We start from the raw sequence: 15,835 nt of genomic DNA on the forward strand, positions 1-15,835 counted from the left end.
GGCAACGAAACACCGGACCGCATGCCTGAGGCGAGCAACGCCGCCTCGACACCGAGAGCACCAGTTTCACCACTCGGCCTGCGCTACACTGCGATCGCTTCGCGGTTTCCCGCACCACGGCGGGAACGAAGAGGGAACGACAGAAGGGCTGCTAGGCAGCCCAGTCTGTGGCTGCCCCCGCAACTGTGATCGGTGAATTCCATGCCCTCCGCCACTGGCCTTGCGCCGGGAAGGCCGCCTGGAATGTAGACCCGAGAGCCAGGAGACCTGCCGCGTCGCGTTGTGAAAGTTTGCGCACGGGACGGGGTGTTTCCGCGCCACTGGAGAACGCCTTGTCATCACCCGCCAACGAAGCCCCTGAAGCAAACGCGCCCTCGAACATCGGCACGCCACCCATGGTCGTCATCGACATGGTCTGGCCCGACCAATCCAACCACCACGGCACGCTGTTCGGCGGCGCCGCCCTGTCCATGCTGGACCGCCTGGCCTTCATCGTGGGCAGCAAGGCCTTGCGCGGCTCGGTCGTCACGGCCTCGGTCAGCGATCTGAACTTCGCGGCGCCCGCGCCCGCCGGCCACTTGGTGGAGTGCAGCGCCGAGGTGCTGCGCCAGGGCAGGCGCTCCGTCACGGTGGGCACGCGCCTGGTCGCCGAGGACCTGCTCAGCGGCAAGCGCACCGACTGCCTGTCGGGTGAGTTCGTCATGGTCCGCCAGGCCGATGGCGCGGAACCGAGTCCGGTCAACGTGGTGATTCCAACTGCGAAAGCGCCAGACCCCTACCCTTCGAAGCCTCCCGTCTTCACCGACACCGGCAAGGCCAGCGCCATGGTCGCGGAGATCGTCTTCCCGGGCCACGCCAACCACCGCGGCCTGCTGCACGGGGGCCCGGCCATGGAATGGATGGCCAAGGCCGGTTTCGCCGCCGCCACCCGACGGGTGCGCCGCGCCATCGTGATGGCCAGCAGCGAGAAGCTGGACTTCAAGGCCCCCGCCCATGTGGGCGACGTGGTCGAAGTCACGGCCACCGTGATCGCCACCGGGCGCCGTTCCATCCACGTCCACGTGGACATGTGGGCCGAATCGCCCAGCACGGGCGAACGGCGGCATTGCACCACCGGCACGCTGGTGTTCGTGGCCGTCGCCTAGGGCCACGTGCGTCCCTCACCCTAGGCATTCCCCCAGCAGCCAAGACCCATCCTTTCTGTACAGTCATTCATTACCCCCATCGTCGCACCCACAGGAGAACAGAACGTGACACAAAGAACAACGCCCCCCTTCCGCGCCGACCACGTCGGCAGCTTTCTGCGCCCGCAGTACCTGCTGGAAGCACGCGAGCAGTTTTTCGTCAAGAAGTCCATCAGCGCGGCACAGCTGCGCGCGGTGGAGGACAAGGCCATCACCGAGATCGTGAAGTTCCAACAGGACGTGGGCCTGAAGTCCATCACCGACGGCGAGTTCCGCCGCACCTACTTCCACATCGACTTCCTGGAGCAGCTCGGCGGTGTGAAGACTGACGTGCCGGTGACGATCAAGAAGCCCGATGGCACGGAAGAACTGGCGCCGCCCGTGATCCGCGTGGTGGACAAGGTCAAGCACGTCAAGGACATCCAGCGCGCCGACTTTGAGTACCTCAAGAGCCAAGTCGCCGCCGGCATGACGCCCAAGGTCACCATCCCCAGCCCGACCATGCTGCACTTCCGCGGCGGCCGCGCCGGCATCAGCAAGGACGCCTACCCCGAACTCGACCCCGTGTTCTACGACGACGTGGCCCAGGCCTACGGCGACGAGCTGCAATCGCTCTACGACGCGGGCTGCCGCTACGTGCAGATGGACGATACCAACCTGGCCTACCTCTGCGACGACCGCATGCGCGAAGCCGCGCGCCAGCGCGGTGACGACCCCAACGAACTGCCCCACCGTTATGCTTGGTTCATCAACAAGGTCGTCGCGAAAAAGCCCGCAGGCATGACCCTGGCCATGCACCTGTGCCGTGGCAACTTCAAGAGCACGCACGCGGCGGCCGGCAACTACGAGCCGGTGGCCGAGGCCCTGCTCAAGGAAATGAACCTCGACGCCTTCTTCCTCGAATACGACGACGACCGCTCGGGCGACTTCCGCCCGCTGCGCTACCTGTCCAAGGGCAAGATCGTCGTGCTGGGCCTGGTGACCACCAAGTTCGGCCAGCTGGAAACCAAGGATGCGCTCAAGCGCCGCATCGAGGAAGCCAGCAAGTACGCCGACCTCGACCAGCTGGCCCTGAGCCCGCAGTGCGGTTTCTCGAGCACCGTGCACGGCAACAACATCGCCGTGGAAGACCAGCGCAAGAAGCTGCAGTTGGTCGTCGAGACGGCGCAGGAAGTCTGGGGCTGAGGATCGGGCAACGATCGCTCAAGGGTTGAAGCTCAGAGGGTGAGTGACTGCCACTCACCCCAGCCTGCCACCGAGGCTGGCCACTGGTCGGCCCGGTCCAGCCGGTTCAGGCCTTGATCCAACAGGGCCAGGGCGCGCAGCACGCCCGCGTGCGTGACCCAGACGGCCTCCTGGCCCGCCGAGCGGACCTCCTCACGCGCAGTCGCCACGCGGGCCAACACGTCGTTCACGCTCTCTCGCCCACCGAAGCGCTCGGCACCGAAATTGCCGGTCCAGGCCTCGTAGGCCGCGCGCGGGATGTCATCCCAGCGCACACCCTCCCACTGACCAAAATCCATCTCGCGCAAGCGGGCGTCCTGCCGCAGCTGCAGGTCCGGACGCAAGGCGCACAGGGCCTGCGCCAGTTGCAGGCAACGTCGCAGCGGCGAGCTGTGGACCACAAGGCCATGCGGCAACATGGCCGCCAGTTGAGCCGCGCAGGCCGTGGTGCCTGGAGCGTCGGCCTCGATGTCGCTGATGCCGTAGCAGACACCGGGCGCGATCAGCGGCTGCGCGTGGCGCACCAGCCAGAGCTTCATGGGATCCAGGACAGGCTCAGCGCCAAACCCAGGTAGCAGGCGATTTCACAGACCTGCTGCGTCGCGCCCAGGCAGTCGCCCGTGTAACCCTGGAGCCGCCTTGAGAAAAGACGCCCCATCCAGAGCGCGGCCAGCAGGCTCGCAGCCGTGCCGCCGAACCAGAACCAGCCCTCGGGCAACCACCAGCCCGCCAGCGCGATGGCGGCCACCGTCCACAGCGTGGCCACGGCCAGGCTGCCCGCGCTGATCTGGTCCGCCAAGGGTTTGGATTTGGAGCGCTCGGTGTTGCCCACATGCGGCAGCAGTCGGATCAGCCACAGCGGCAGCAAGCGCGTGAGCACATGGGCATAGAACAGCGCGCCGCAAGCCAGGGCCGGATCGGCGTCGCCCAGCAAGGCCAGCAGCGCCACCTTGCTCAACAAGGCCAACACCAGGGCCAGCACACCGAAGGCGCCCACGCGCGAATCCTTCATGATGTCCAAGGCGCGCTCACGGTCCTGCGAGCCACCCAGGCCATCGGCCACATCGGCCAGGCCGTCCTCGTGGAAAGCGCCAGTCAGCAAGACCGTGAACACCGTCACCAGCACCGCCGCGACCAGGGGCGCATAGCCACTGTCAGGCAGCGCCCAGGCCAGAACAGCGTACAACAGCGCGGCCAACAGCCCCACCAGCCAGCCCACGCCGGGAAAATGCGCGGCCGACTTGCGCAGCATCGCCGGGCTGTAGCCCACCCAGGCCGCGAGTGGCCCGGTAACGGGCACGCGGGTGAAGAACTGCAGGGCCAGCAGGTAGTGGCGTAGGAAGTTCATGGTCGTGACCAGGCCGCTTTCTTCAGGTGCTTTTCTCGGAGACACCGGCCGATTCGAAGCTCGCCATCTCGCGCAGCACGGCACAGGCCGAGACCAGCAGCGGCCAGGCCAGGGCCGCGCCCGAGCCTTCGCCCAGGCGCAGACCCAGGTCCAACAGCGGTTGCGCCTGGAGCTGGGCCAGCAGCAGGGCGTGGCCGCGCTCGCCTGAGCGGTGCGCGAAGACACAGCGCTGCAACACGGCCGGCGCCAGGCGCGCGGCCACCAGCACGGCGGCGCTGGCGATGAAACCATCGACCACGATCACCCGACGCTCGGCCGCGGCCTGCAGCACCGCGCCGGCCAGCGTGGCGATCTCGAAACCACCGAAGGCTGCGAGCGCGTCCAGCGGCGCCTGCGCCTGGGGGTGTTTGAGCAGCACCTCGCGCAGCACCTCGGTCTTGCGGACAACGGCAGCCACGTCCAGGCCCGTGCCCGCGCCCGTGCAATCGGCGATGTCCAAGCCGCCCAGGCGTGCCAGCAGCAGCGAGGCGGCGGAGGTGTTGCCGATGCCCATCTCGCCCAGCAGCAGAGCATTGCCCGGCAGGCCTTGCACGATACGCAGGCCATTGTTCAGGGCTTGCGCGCACTGTTCGACCGTCATCGCCGGACCGCTGAGTGCATCGGCCGTGCCCGGGGCCACTTTGAAGTTCAAGAGGTTCTCGCGCGGCGCGAAGTCATGCCGCACGCCGCAGTCCACCACGCTGAGGGCGATGCCGTGCTGGCGCGCCAGCACACTGACGCAGGCGCCACCGGCCAGGAAGTTCTCCACCATCTGCCAGGTCACGTCACTCGGAAAGGCCGAGACGCCCCGCGCGGCCAGGCCGTGGTCGCCCGCGCAGACCAGCATTTGCGGTGCGCGCAGTTCGGGGGTTTCGCTGCCCAGGATGAGGCCGAGTTGCAGAGCCAGGGCTTCGAGCCGGCCCAGCGAGCCCAGGGGCTTGGTCTTCTGGTCGATCTTGTGCTGCAGGCACGCGGCCAGCGCGGCGTCGTGCAGGTCGGGGACGGCGGGAATGTCAAAACGCAGGGTCATGGTGATTCAAGGTCAATGATGTTGCTTCAGTCGGCGATCAGCATGTCCAGCACGCCAGGTTCGAAATGTTGTTCGATGAAATCGGCCATGCGCTCGAACACGCTGTCGAGCGTGGGCACGCGCGCGCCGAACAGGGCCTGCAGCACGGCCGCATCTTCGAACAGGCCATGCAGGTAGACACCGAGCACGTTGCCCGCCTCGTTCTGCCAGGCCAGGCCGGGCACCAATACGGTGGCCACGTTGCCTGCGGCGGCCATGGCTGGGTGCTGCACGGTCTGGCCATGGTGGATTTCATAGCCCTGCACACCCACGCCCGACAAGGCTGCCCAGGCACCGCGGGCCGTGCCGAAACGCGCGGCCGTGCGCCGCACCGTCTTGGCCGGCTCAAAGGCCGTGACCAGGGGCAAGAGGCCCAGGCCGGGTGCATTGCCATCGATGCCATGAGTGTCGATCAGCGCCTCGCCCAGCATCTGCAAACCACCGCAGACGCCCAGCAGCGCCTTGCCCTGCGCAGCATGCGCCGCAATCGCGCGGTCCAGGCCCTGGGCACGCAGCCAAGCCAGATCGCCGCTGGTGTGCTTGGAGCCGGGCAGGATGACCCAGTCCACATCCACCAGATCGGCCGGGCCGCGCGCCCAGCGCAGCGCCACGCCGGGCACGTTCTTCAGCGGCTGGAATTCGTCCAGGTTGCTGATGCGCGGATAGGCCACCACCGCAATGCGGGTTTGAATGTCGCCACCGCCTTGGGAAGCAGCCATATCAAACATACCGTCCTCTTCAGGCAGGCCGTGCTGCCACCACATGGGCAAGGTGGCCACCGTAGGTACGCCGGTCAGTGCCTGAAGCTGCTGCGGCCCAGGTGCGAGCAGCGCCGCATCACCCCGGAACTTGTTGAGCACAAAACCGCAGATCAGGGCGCGGTCCGCCTCGGGCAACAGGGCCCAGGTGCCATAGAGATGCGCGAAGGCGCCACCCCGGTCAATGTCGGTGACCAGCAGGCAGCGCGCCCGGGCATGGCGTGCCACACGCAGGTTCACGATGTCGCTGTCCATCAGGTTGATCTCGGCCGGTGACCCCGCGCCCTCGATCACGACCACGTCGTTCTCGGCCATCAGCTCGTCGAGCGCGCGCGCCACGGTGGGCCAGACCTTCTCGCTGCGCCCGCGCCAGCCCAAGCGCGTGAGCGCTTCATCGACTTGGCCCAGCAGCACGACCTGGCTGTGCGTGTCGCGCTCGGGCTTGAGCAGCAGCGGGTTCATGCGCACCTCGGGCTCGGCGCGTGCGGCCAGGGCCTGGAAATACTGCGCGCTGCCGATCTCACCGCCCGCGTTGGGTCGCCGGGCCGCGCCCAAGCCCAACGCGGCGCCCTCGGTGGGCAGCGACGACACCCCCTTGCCGAGTGCGGGGGCCACCACCCGCGCGTTGTTGCTCATGTTCTGCGCCTTGAAAGGCGCCACCTTCAGCCCCAAGCGCGCGTAGTGGCGGCACAGGGCCGTGGTGAGCCAGCTCTTGCCGGCGCCGCTGGTGGTGCCCAGCACCATGACGGCGCGGGCGCGTGGTGCTGCTGCGCTCATGGGTACACCTCCCCTCTTGGTAAGCATTCAATCCAGGCCTCGCGCAAGGCATCTTGGGCCTCGGGCGCCAGCACACCCAGGCGCACCCAGCCCGGCAGGCCGAAAGACGCCGCGTCACGCAGCTTGATGCCGCGCGCGCGCAAGGCAGGCAATGCCCGCGCCAAGGCAGGGGCGGACATGCCGGTGTCCGCGCAGAAGAAGTTGGCCAGGCTGGGCGCACAGCGCCAGCCCAGTGTGTCGCAGACACCGAGCTGCCGCACCTTCCAACTGCGCAAGGTGTCCAGGCTGGCACGCACCCAGCCCTGCACGTCGGCATCGGTCCAGGTCTGCAGCAAAGCCACACCATGCGCGCCCAGAGGCCAGGAGGGGCACAGGGCTTCCAGTTCGTTCACCGCCGCACCGGCCTGCACAGGCACGATCACATAGGCCGCGCGCACGCCGGTCAGGCCCAGCGCCTTGTTCGGGGACCAGAGTTGCCAGACCCGGTCCAGCTCAGGCGCCGACAGGCTGGCTGTGCCCTCCAGGCGCAGCGGTTCGTAGGCGCGGTCCAGCACGCATCGGGGCGCGTCCTGCACCAAGGCGTCCTGAACCAGCGCGGCCAGACCGGGCTGTGCTTGTCCCAAGGGGCTGGAAGGCTCGCAAGCCCAGCTCAGGCCCGCGTCTTGCGCCATCGGCACCGGCGTCAAACCCCAGGCACGCGCCGCAGCCGCATAGTCGCGGTAGCTGTGTGCGGGCAGGCAAACGCTGCGTGGGCCACGCCGCGCCGCCCAGGCGCTGACGCGGTGGATGAACTCACTCGCACTGGCGGCCAGCAGCACGCGGCCCGGCGCGACACCGTGGAATTCGGCCAGGCGCGCACGCAGGGCAAAGTACGTCGGGTCCGGGTAATGGGCCGCATCAGCCAGTTGCACGGCCGCCAGCGCCCGGGGGCACGGCCCGCAGGCATTGGCGTTGGTGGAAAAGTCGAACTGCGGCACCCCCAGAGCATCAGGGCCGCCGTGCAGTTGCTGCATCGGTCCGAGGTTCATGGCAGGTGCTCCGTGCCCCCACAAGCGCCCATGCACAAGGCGATCGAGAACAAGGCCAGCGAAGCCAGCACGCCCCCCAGCAGCAGCGCGCGCGTGCCCAGGCGTACGGCCAGTGCGGTGTCCGCGGGCTGGGGCGCGCGACCCTCGGCGTGCAGCGCATAGACACCGGGCTTGCTCAGGCGCACGTCCAGCGCCAGCGCCATGGCCGCCATGGGCCAGCCGCTATTGGGCGAGGGGGTCTGGCGTGCCTGGGCGGGCAGTCGCCGTGCTTGGGCCAGGCCCCGCGCACCCGCGGCCAGCAACAGCAAGGCCGCGGTGAGGCGTGCCGGCGCCCAGCTCAGCACATCGTCCGCGCGCGCCGCCCATTTGCCTGCCCAGGCCCAATTGCGTCCCTGGTACAGGCCCGGGTAGCCCCACATGGCGTCGGCCGTGTTGGCAAACCGGTAAAGCGCGGCGCCGGGCAGGCCCAGCAGCGCAAACCATAAGAGAGGCGCCACCACGGAATCGTTGAGGTTCTCGGCCAGGGTCTCGATGGCGCTTTCGCGCACCTGCGTGCCCGTGAGTGGGGTCACATCGCGGCTCACCAGCCAGCGCAGGCGCTCGCGGCCGGCATCCAGCGATTGGCCCAGCGCGGCCTCCACGGTCTCGACCTCGCTGCGCAACAAGTCCCAGGCCAGCAGCGGCTTGAGCAGGACGCCCAGGGCCAGGCCCGCAGCCCACCACGGCAGCATCAGCGCGACGGCCTGCAAACCCCAGGCCGCTCCTGAAACAATAGCAGCACCCAGACACCAGACCATGGCCGCGCGCCAGAAGGTCTTCCAGTCGCGGTGCTCCGGCTGCTGCACGGCGCCACGCTGCAGCCAGGCCCCGGCCCAGCCCAGGTATTGGCCCATCCAGACCACGGGGTGCAGGCGCGCGCGCGGCTCGCCCCAGGCGCGGTCCACGGCCAGGGCCACCCAGCCCGCCACCAGCAGCACGATCACCCCCACCATTCAACGGACCTCGGCCGTCGTGGCGGTGGCCGGATGGGCCACGGGGCTCACGGGGGGCAGGCGGGCCAGGATGCCGCTGCGCAAGCGCTCAGGCCGCGCGTTGCGCAGCAAGGTGCCATCGGCGCTGTCGCGGTGCAGGCGCGCGCAAGCGATGAGTTGCGCGGCGGTCTCGGCATCGGCGCGCAGGTCACCAAAGTAGTAGCTGAACTTGCCCGGTGCCTGCAGCGCCACGGTGCAGGCGCGGTCGCAGCCACTCATGCAGGCCAGGCCGCGCAGCGCGAGGCCCCGCAGCGCGTCCGACTGGCCAGCGTCGGAAGCTGCCGCGGGTTCAGCGCCCTGCTCGGCCTCGGCGTCCAGGGCGGCCCGCACGGCCTCGTACAGCAGTTGGCCCGGCGCCGTCTGTTCACGCGGAATGCCGGCCGGGCGACAGGTGGTGCAGACGACGAGGTCGGTGACGGCGGGTCCGCTCGGGGTGATGGAGGTCATGGTCGGTCGGGAGTACACGGAAACATGGAGGGGACAGGTTCAAGCCGCAGCCGGGGCCAGGGGCCAGCCTGAAGCGGCGGGCACGACTTCAAAGGGACGCAGGTGGGTGGCGCCCCAGGCGGCGGCCCAGGCGGCACAGCGGCCCACGGACTGGCGCGGATCGTCGAAATCCACGATGACCACGCGCTGCGCGGCGCGGGGCGCGCGTGCTTGTTCCAGCGTGCGCCCGTCGCTGAGCAGCCAAAGCCAGCGTTGCACCGGCCGTGCACCCGCAGGCCCGGGCCAGGCTCGGGCGGCGCGCCCCAGCAGGCGATCCGCCTCGTCCAGGGCCAGGGCCAGCGGCGTGCCGCCGCCACCGCCCAGCGGACGCAGGCGCGCCCGCGCGGGACGCCGCGCCGGTCCAGGCGGCACGAGCAGCTCGACGCCCTGGCCACCGAAGCGCAGCACCGCCACATCATCGCCCTGGCGCGCGGCCCGCTCCAGCAGGGCCTCCACATGCCCCTTGGCCAAGGCCAGACGACCCCGCTGGCGCATGGACCCGGAAGTGTCGAGCACGATGCAGTGCAGGCGCGCGGCCCGCTCGGGCAAGACAGGGTGACGCAGGTGCTGGCGCGCCAGGCGCGTGGGCCCCTTGGCAAGCAAGGTCGGCAACCAGGCGATGGCCGCGCCCTGGGCGCGCGCGCCAGGTGCACGGGGGCTCGCAGAAGTATGGGGAGGCAACATCGTCGTGGGTGGCCACCGCCCGCCACCCGGCCCTGTTCGGGCTGGGCGGCTGGGGTGGCCTAGGCTTTTTTTGCGGGCCACCCCGCGACGCGGGGCACCGCCGTCATGCCTTCGGGCTGGGCGGGCAAGGCGCCCCAATCGCCTTGAGGCGCGGGCTGGGCCTTGGAGGCCGGGTCATGGCGCGCGGCAGGCGAGCGCGTCTCGGTACGCGGGGTGCCCGACGGGGCCACCGCATGCACGCCCTGCGAAGGCGTCTGCGGAACGGCGGACGCCGCTGGCCCGGACGCCTGCGGCCCTGCGCCACGGCCCACCTCGTCCCGCGCACCCTGCCCCTCCCGGACCAGCCTGCGGTGCGCCAGCGCCAATTCGGCCACGGCATCCACGTCGGCCACCGTCACTACGGCACGGGCCTGCAGTGCGGCCAGCGCACGCGCGGCCCGCAGCATGACGAGGTCGGCGCGTACACCATCCACACCCGCGTTCAGTGCGCGGTCCGCGGCGTGGCGCAGCACCTCGTCCGACCAAGCCAAACGCGGCAAGGCCGCGCGCGCCGCGACCAGGGCAGCCCCCAGAGCGTGCTGCCGCGGCGCATGCTGCTCGGCCAGGGCGAGCGGGTCGGCGTCGAAGTCCAGGCGTGCACGCAGGATGGCAGCGCGCTGTTGCGCATCCGTCGGGTTGTCCAGCGTCACCGACAGGCCGAAGCGGTCCAGCAGCTGGGGGCGCAAATCCCCCTCCTCCGGGTTCATGGTGCCCACCAGCACAAAGCGTGCGGCATGCTGGTGGGAAATGCCGTCGCGCTCCACGGTGTTCACGCCGCTGGCGGCCACGTCCAGCAAGGCGTCCACCAGGGCATCGGGCAGCAGATTGACCTCGTCGACGTACAGCACGCCCTCGTGCGCGCGGGCCACCAAGCCCGGCGCCAGGCGCACCTGGCCGTCGCGCAGCACGTCTTCCACATTGAGCGTGCCCACCAGCTGCTCCAGGCTGGCGGCCAGCGGCAGCGTCACGAAGGGTGCGCCGGGCAGCAGTGCGGCCAGGGCACGCGCCGCGGTGGACTTGGCCGTGCCGCGCGGGCCACTGATGAGCACACCGCCGATGCCCGGGTCGATGGCGGCGAGTTGCAGGGCCAGTTGCAGGGTCGGCTGCCCCACCAGCGCGGTGAAGGGAAAGGCAGGGCGCAAGGTGCTGGTGACGGCGGGCGGGTGGTCGGTCATGGCAAAGGTCCTTCTCCGTGTTCTTCGAGCCGGCGCTCCAGTGCCAGCAGATGGTCTTGGATGCGCGCGCGGTGTTCGCCGGGCTCGACCCAGAGGCCTCGCTGCATGGCCTCCAGCAGGCGTTCGCCAATGCTGCGCAGGGCGCCCGGGTTGTGTTGCTGCAAAAAGGCGCGGTTGGTCTCGTTGTGCAGGTAGGCCTCGGCCACCAGCGCGTACTGGTGGTCGCCCACCACGCCGGTGGTGGCGTCGAAGGCGAACAGGTAGTCCACCGTGGCCGCCATTTCGAACGCGCCCTTGTAGCCATGGCGGCGCACGCCTTCCAACCATTTGGGGTTGACGGCCCGCGACCGCACCACGCGCGCCACCTCCTCGCCCAGGGTGCGGATGCGCGGCGCGCCAGGCACGCTGAAGTCACCGTGGTAGAGGGCGGCCGCCCTGCCGGCCAGCTGCGCCACGGCCACGGCCATGCCGCCCTGGAATTGGTAGTAGTCGTCCGAATCGAGCACATCGTGCTCTCGGTTGTCCTGGTTGTGCAGGACAGCGTCAAGGCCGCGCAGGCGCTGTTCGAAGCTGGTGCGCGCCGGCACGCCATGGCCACCGCCTTGGCCTTCCTGGTCTGGCCCTCGTCCATAGGCAAAGGCACCGGCGCGCAAATACGCCTGAGCCAAGTCCGCGCCGTCGTTCCAACGCCCGCTCGCCATCAACTCCTGCAAACCGGCACCGTACCCGCCGGGGCGTGGACCGAAGACGCGCCAGGTGGCTTCGCGCTGCGCCGCCTCGGCGCTCAAGCCCTGGGCTTGGCGCTGCGCCGCTTCGCGCCGCACCCGCGCACGGATGGGGTTCACCTCATCGGGTTCGTCGTCTTCATCGATGGCTGCAACGGCACGCACGGCCGTGTCGAAGAGGTCGATCACATTCGGAAAGGCATCCCGGAAGAAGCCCGAGACGCGCAGCGTCACGTCCACGCGCGGGCGGTTGCGCACGGCCATGGGCAGCACCTCGATGTCCACCACCCGGCTGCTGCCTGCCGCCCACTTCGGCCGCACGCCCAGCAGCGCGAAGGCCTGGGCGATGTCCTCGCCCCCGGTGCGCATGGTGCTGGTGCCCCAGACCGAGAGACCCACCTGAGCCGGCATCACGCCATGGTCCTGCAGATGACGCTCGACCACACGCTCGGCGGCGGCGGCGCCCATGGCATAGGCGGTCTGCGTGGGCACGGCGCGCGTGTCCACCGAATAGAAGTTGCGCCCCGTGGGCAGCACATCGGGCCGGCCACGCGAAGGCGCACCGCTGGGCCCGGCGGGCACATGCCGCCCGTCCAAGCCGGCCAGGCACTGCGCGATCTCCTCGGGGCCGCAGGCGTCCAAGCGCGGGCGCAGCACGGCGCGCAGGCGCTGCAGCACAGGAGCTGTGTGGGGCCAGGCCTGCAACCCGACTCCGGCGTCCGTCGTGTCCTGCGCATCGCCCAGCACATGGCGCTGTACCAGCTCGCGCGCCAGCAGCTCCAAACGCTCGCGCGTGTGGCCGGCATGGCGCCAGGCGACGCGGCTCAAGTCTTGCAACACGGCGGGACGCGGCCCCTGCCAAGGTGTGGACCAGTCAGGGTTGAGCGCCTGGAAGCCGTCCACGCCCTCCAGGCCCAGATCGCGCGCCAGGGCCTCCAGCAGGCTGAGTTGTCCAGGCGCCGTGCCGGCGGGAAACCGCGCCAACGCCACCAGGGTGTCGACGCGCTGGCGGCCCTGGGGCGAACTGCCCAGGATGTGCAGGCCGTCGCGGATCTGCGATTCCTTGATCTCGCAGAGGTAGGCGTCGAGGCGCCGCAGCAGTGCTTCGCGGCCAGCGTCATCGACGGGTTGGGCAAAACCCAGCTCGGTGTGCAGGCCGTCGCGCAGCACGTGTTGCAGGATGTCCGCGCGCAGCAGCCTTGCGCGGCGTGGGTCCATCGCCAAGGCTTCGTAGTACTCGTCCATCTGGCGCTCGAGCGCCTGCAGCGGCCCATAGGTCTCGGCGCGCGTCAGCGCCGGCATCAGGTGGTCGATGATGACGGCCTGTGCGCGGCGCTTGGCCTGACTGCCCTCGCCCGGGTCATTGACGATGAAGGGGTAGAGATGCGGCAGCGGGCCCAGGATGGCGTCGGGCCAACAGGTCGCGCCCAAGGCCACGCTCTTGCCGGGCAGCCATTCCAGGTTGCCGTGCTTGCCCACATGCACCACCGCATCCACCGCGAACTGGCGGCGCAGCCAGAAGTAGAACGCGAGGTAGCCGTGCGGGGGCACCAGGTCGGCATCGTGGTAGTTGGCCACCAGGTCCAGGTCGCGCCCGCGCGCGGGCTGGATGCCGACGAACACATTCCCCAGTCGCAAGCCAGCCACCATGAAACGGCCGTTGCGCACCATGGGGTCGTGTTCGGGCGCGTCCCACAAGGCCGTGACAGCGTCCCGGCTGGCGGCATCCAGGCGGTTGAAGTCTTGCATGTAATCGGCCAAGGACAGGCTCTGCCCCGCCGGTCGGACGTCATTCGCATCAAGGTTGTTGGTCACGCCCGCCACCAAGGCGGCGATCAGCGCGTCGCCCGTCTTGGGCACATCACCGGTCGCATATCCGGCGCCCTGCATGGCGCGCAGCAAGGCCACGGTGGAGGCCGGGGTGTCCAGGCCCACACCATTGGCCAGACGCGCGTCGTCGTTGGGGTAGTTGGCGAGGATGAGCGCCACGCGCTTGTCCGCGTTCGGCGTGTCGCGCAGCGCGCACCAGCGCCGCGCCAGTTCGGCCACGAAGGCGATGCGATCGGGCTCGGGCTGGTAACGCGCCACGTCCATCTCGGTGCGCTCGCAACGCCAGGCCAGGCCCTTGAAGCTGATGGCGCGCGTGACGATGCGGCCGTCCACCTCGGGCAGCACCACCTGCATGGCCAGGTCACGCGGGCTCAGGCCATGCGGATCGGCCTGCCATTGCTCCTGCGCGCAACCCGCGGTGATGAGCTGCAGCACCGGGGCATCGCCCGCCAGCGCTTCGGCCGCGTTGCCCAGCGGGCTGTCGCCGTCCCCCGCATCCAGGCTGCTCAGCGCGAAACTGGTGGCGTTGAGCACCACGCCCACACGGTGCTGCTGCGCCAGCTCGCGCAGCAGGGCCAGGCTGGCAGGGTTCTTGAGCGAGTCCACGGCCACGGCCACGCTGTTGAGCCCCTGCGCGGACAGTTCGGCCTGCAGGGCCTCGAACACCGCCGTGTTGCCGGACTGCCAGTGCGCGCGGTAGTACACCAGCAAGGCCACGGGCGCGCCCGCGCGCCAGGGCAGGTCCGCCGCCGCACCCTGGGGCGGGACCACCAGCGCCGACGGCAGCGCGGCCGCAGCGGCGGGCCGCGCGCCCCGGCCGAAAGCGGCATGCGCGATCAGGGCGAAGAAACTGTGCGCATGGTCCGGCCCCCCCTCACGCAGGCAGCGCCAAAGGTGGCGACAGTCCTCGTGCGAGGCGGTGCTGCGCAAGAGCAGTTGCAGGTCTTCGCCAAAGTCCCCCGAGAACAGGGCCAGCCATTGGCCCTGCGCGCGCGCCTGCTCCTGTGCGCGCTCGACCAGATAAGCCCAGTCACTCGCCGCGCCCAAGTGGTCAATGACCACCACGCGCGCATGCTGCAGCACCTCGTCCACGTACAGGTCGACCGAAGCGGGCTGGCGCAGCCACATCAGATTGGCCAGGCGCACGGTCGGAAAATCGTCGGGCAAGGCCCGCGCCGCATCGGACAACAAGGCCAGTGTGGTGTCGGCCGCGCTGAGCACCACGATGTCCCCCGGCGTCTGGGCCACGCGCACCACGCCCTGGCCACCGTCGTCGACGTGGCCGCCCGGGCGGGTGGAAAGCAGGTGCATGGCGGGTGTCCGGAGACAGGTGGCTCGCGCTCAGGCGGTCACGGCTGGGCTTGCAGGCGCGGCCAAAACCGCTTCCAGCTCGGCCTGCAGCAGGGCTTCATCCAATGCCGAGCCGATCAGCACCAGGCGAGTCTGGCGGTTCTCGCCCATGGCCCAGGCCCGGTCGAAATAGCTGTCAAAACGCGCGCCCACGCCCTGCACCACCAGGCGCATGGCTGCACCGGGCAGGGCCACGAAACCCTTGACGCGGTAGATCTCGTGGCGCGCCACCAGGTCCTGCAGGGCAGCAAGCAGGCCTTCGCGGCTGGTCACGTCCAGCGCCACCTGCACCGAATCGAAGGCGTCGTGGTCGTGGTCTTCTTCCTCGTCGTGGTGGGTCTTGCGCCGGTCGATCTGGTCTTCCACCGCGCGCTCCAGGCCCAGCAGCACGTCGATGTCGATGCGGCCATGCTGCGCGTGCACCAGTTTCACCCCGGGCTGGGTCTCGGCGCGGATAGCGGCTTCCACGCCCGCAAGTTCGGCCGCGCTCACCCCGTCTGTCTTGTGCACCACCACCAGGTCGGCCGTGGCCAGCTGGTCTTCGAACAGCTCGTGCAGAGGCGAGTCGTGGTCCAGGTTCTCGTCGGCGCGGCGCTGGGCGTCCACGGCCACGGGGTCGTCGGCGAAGTCGCCCGCCGCGACGGCGGGCGCGTCGACCACCGTGATGACGGCGTCCACCGTGAATGTGTTGCGCAACGCGGGCCATTGGAAGGCCTGCACCAGGGGCTTGGGCAAGGCCAGGCCCGAGGTCTCGATGACCAGGTGGTCAATCTGGTCGCGGCGCGCGGCCAGCTTTTCCATCACGGGCGCGAATTCCTCCTGCACCGTGCAGCACAGGCAACCGTTGGCCAGTTCGAACAGCTGGCCGTTGTCTTCGCCGTTGTCGTCACAGCCGATGCCGCAGCCGCGCATGATTTCACCGTCGATGCCCAGCTCGCCGAACTCGTTGACGATGACCGCGATGCGGCGGCCCTGGGCGTTGGCCAGCAGGTAACGCAGCAGCGTGGTCTTGCCGCTGCCCAGGAAGCCGGTGACGATGGTGGCGGGGATTTTTCGGGTCGTCATGGAAAGTCCTAGAAGAAAAAACT

At 69.7% G+C, this 15,835-nt stretch carries 13 protein-coding genes and 1 riboswitch; of the genes, 2 read left to right on the forward strand and 11 right to left on the reverse strand.

The window, feature by feature from the left end; translation table 11 throughout:
- Positions 1–85: 85 nt before the first annotated feature.
- Positions 86–290: riboswitch (cobalamin riboswitch) on the forward strand.
- Between the two features lie 42 nt (positions 291–332).
- Together AZ34_RS10700 and AZ34_RS10705 are read left to right on the forward strand one after the other, a co-directional pair.
- A complete protein-coding gene (locus AZ34_RS10700; RefSeq protein WP_231495509.1) occupies positions 333–1,145 on the forward strand; it encodes an acyl-CoA thioesterase in 813 nt (270 codons plus the stop codon).
- 105 nt (positions 1,146–1,250) lie between these two features.
- Positions 1,251–2,369, forward strand: a complete 1,119-nt coding sequence (locus tag AZ34_RS10705; RefSeq protein ID WP_035607935.1) for a 5-methyltetrahydropteroyltriglutamate--homocysteine S-methyltransferase — start codon at positions 1,251–1,253, stop codon at positions 2,367–2,369.
- Between the two features lie 32 nt (positions 2,370–2,401).
- On the opposite strand, the gene AZ34_RS10710 is transcribed toward AZ34_RS10705, so the two are convergent.
- The 11 genes from AZ34_RS10710 to cobW are packed head-to-tail and all read right to left on the reverse strand — an operon-like array spanning position 2,402 to position 15,812.
- Positions 2,402–2,947 carry a histidine phosphatase family protein gene (locus tag AZ34_RS10710; RefSeq protein ID WP_035607937.1) on the reverse strand — a complete coding sequence of 182 codons (546 nt, stop codon included), beginning with the start codon at positions 2,945–2,947 and terminating at the stop codon, positions 2,402–2,404.
- A complete protein-coding gene (locus tag AZ34_RS10715) occupies positions 2,944–3,756 on the reverse strand; it encodes an adenosylcobinamide-GDP ribazoletransferase (RefSeq protein ID WP_035607939.1) in 813 nt (270 codons plus the stop codon). The genes AZ34_RS10710 and AZ34_RS10715 overlap by 4 nt, the downstream gene beginning before the upstream one ends.
- A 22-nt stretch (positions 3,757–3,778) precedes the next feature.
- Positions 3,779–4,825, reverse strand: coding sequence for a nicotinate-nucleotide--dimethylbenzimidazole phosphoribosyltransferase (gene cobT, locus AZ34_RS10720; RefSeq protein WP_035607942.1), 1,047 nt, complete (start codon positions 4,823–4,825; stop codon positions 3,779–3,781).
- A 26-nt stretch (positions 4,826–4,851) separates the two neighbouring features.
- Positions 4,852–6,399 (reverse strand): cobyric acid synthase, encoded by a 1,548-nt coding sequence (locus AZ34_RS10725; protein WP_035607945.1) that lies wholly within the window; start codon positions 6,397–6,399, stop codon positions 4,852–4,854.
- Positions 6,396–7,427, reverse strand: coding sequence for an aminotransferase class I/II-fold pyridoxal phosphate-dependent enzyme (locus AZ34_RS10730; RefSeq protein WP_035607948.1), 1,032 nt, complete (start codon positions 7,425–7,427; stop codon positions 6,396–6,398). Before AZ34_RS10730 ends, AZ34_RS10725 begins: the two co-directional genes overlap by 4 nt.
- A complete protein-coding gene (cbiB, locus tag AZ34_RS10735; protein WP_035607951.1) occupies positions 7,424–8,419 on the reverse strand; it encodes an adenosylcobinamide-phosphate synthase CbiB in 996 nt (331 codons plus the stop codon). Before cbiB ends, AZ34_RS10730 begins: the two co-directional genes overlap by 4 nt.
- Complete coding sequence (locus AZ34_RS10740) at positions 8,420–8,905, reverse strand: DUF1636 family protein (RefSeq protein ID WP_051509693.1); 486 nt, start codon at positions 8,903–8,905, stop codon at positions 8,420–8,422.
- Between the two features lie 39 nt (positions 8,906–8,944).
- Positions 8,945–9,628, reverse strand: coding sequence for a vWA domain-containing protein (locus AZ34_RS10745; RefSeq protein ID WP_081767174.1), 684 nt, complete (start codon positions 9,626–9,628; stop codon positions 8,945–8,947).
- A 59-nt stretch (positions 9,629–9,687) separates the two neighbouring features.
- The gene (locus tag AZ34_RS10750; protein ID WP_035607957.1) at positions 9,688–10,842 is read right to left on the reverse strand and encodes an ATP-binding protein; all 1,155 of its coding nucleotides are present in this window, start codon (positions 10,840–10,842) and stop codon (positions 9,688–9,690) included.
- Complete coding sequence (gene cobN, locus AZ34_RS10755) at positions 10,839–14,708, reverse strand: cobaltochelatase subunit CobN (RefSeq protein ID WP_035607959.1); 3,870 nt, start codon at positions 14,706–14,708, stop codon at positions 10,839–10,841. Before cobN ends, AZ34_RS10750 begins: the two co-directional genes overlap by 4 nt.
- A 30-nt stretch (positions 14,709–14,738) precedes the next feature.
- Entirely contained in the window at positions 14,739–15,812 is a 1,074-nt protein-coding gene (gene cobW, locus AZ34_RS10760; protein WP_035607961.1) for a cobalamin biosynthesis protein CobW, read from the reverse strand.
- Positions 15,813–15,835: the final 23 nt, after the last annotated feature.

Origin of the sequence: Hylemonella gracilis str. Niagara R (assembly GCF_000600295.1) — a bacterium.
GTDB classification, from domain to species: Bacteria; Pseudomonadota; Gammaproteobacteria; order Burkholderiales; family Burkholderiaceae_C; genus Hylemonella; species Hylemonella gracilis_A.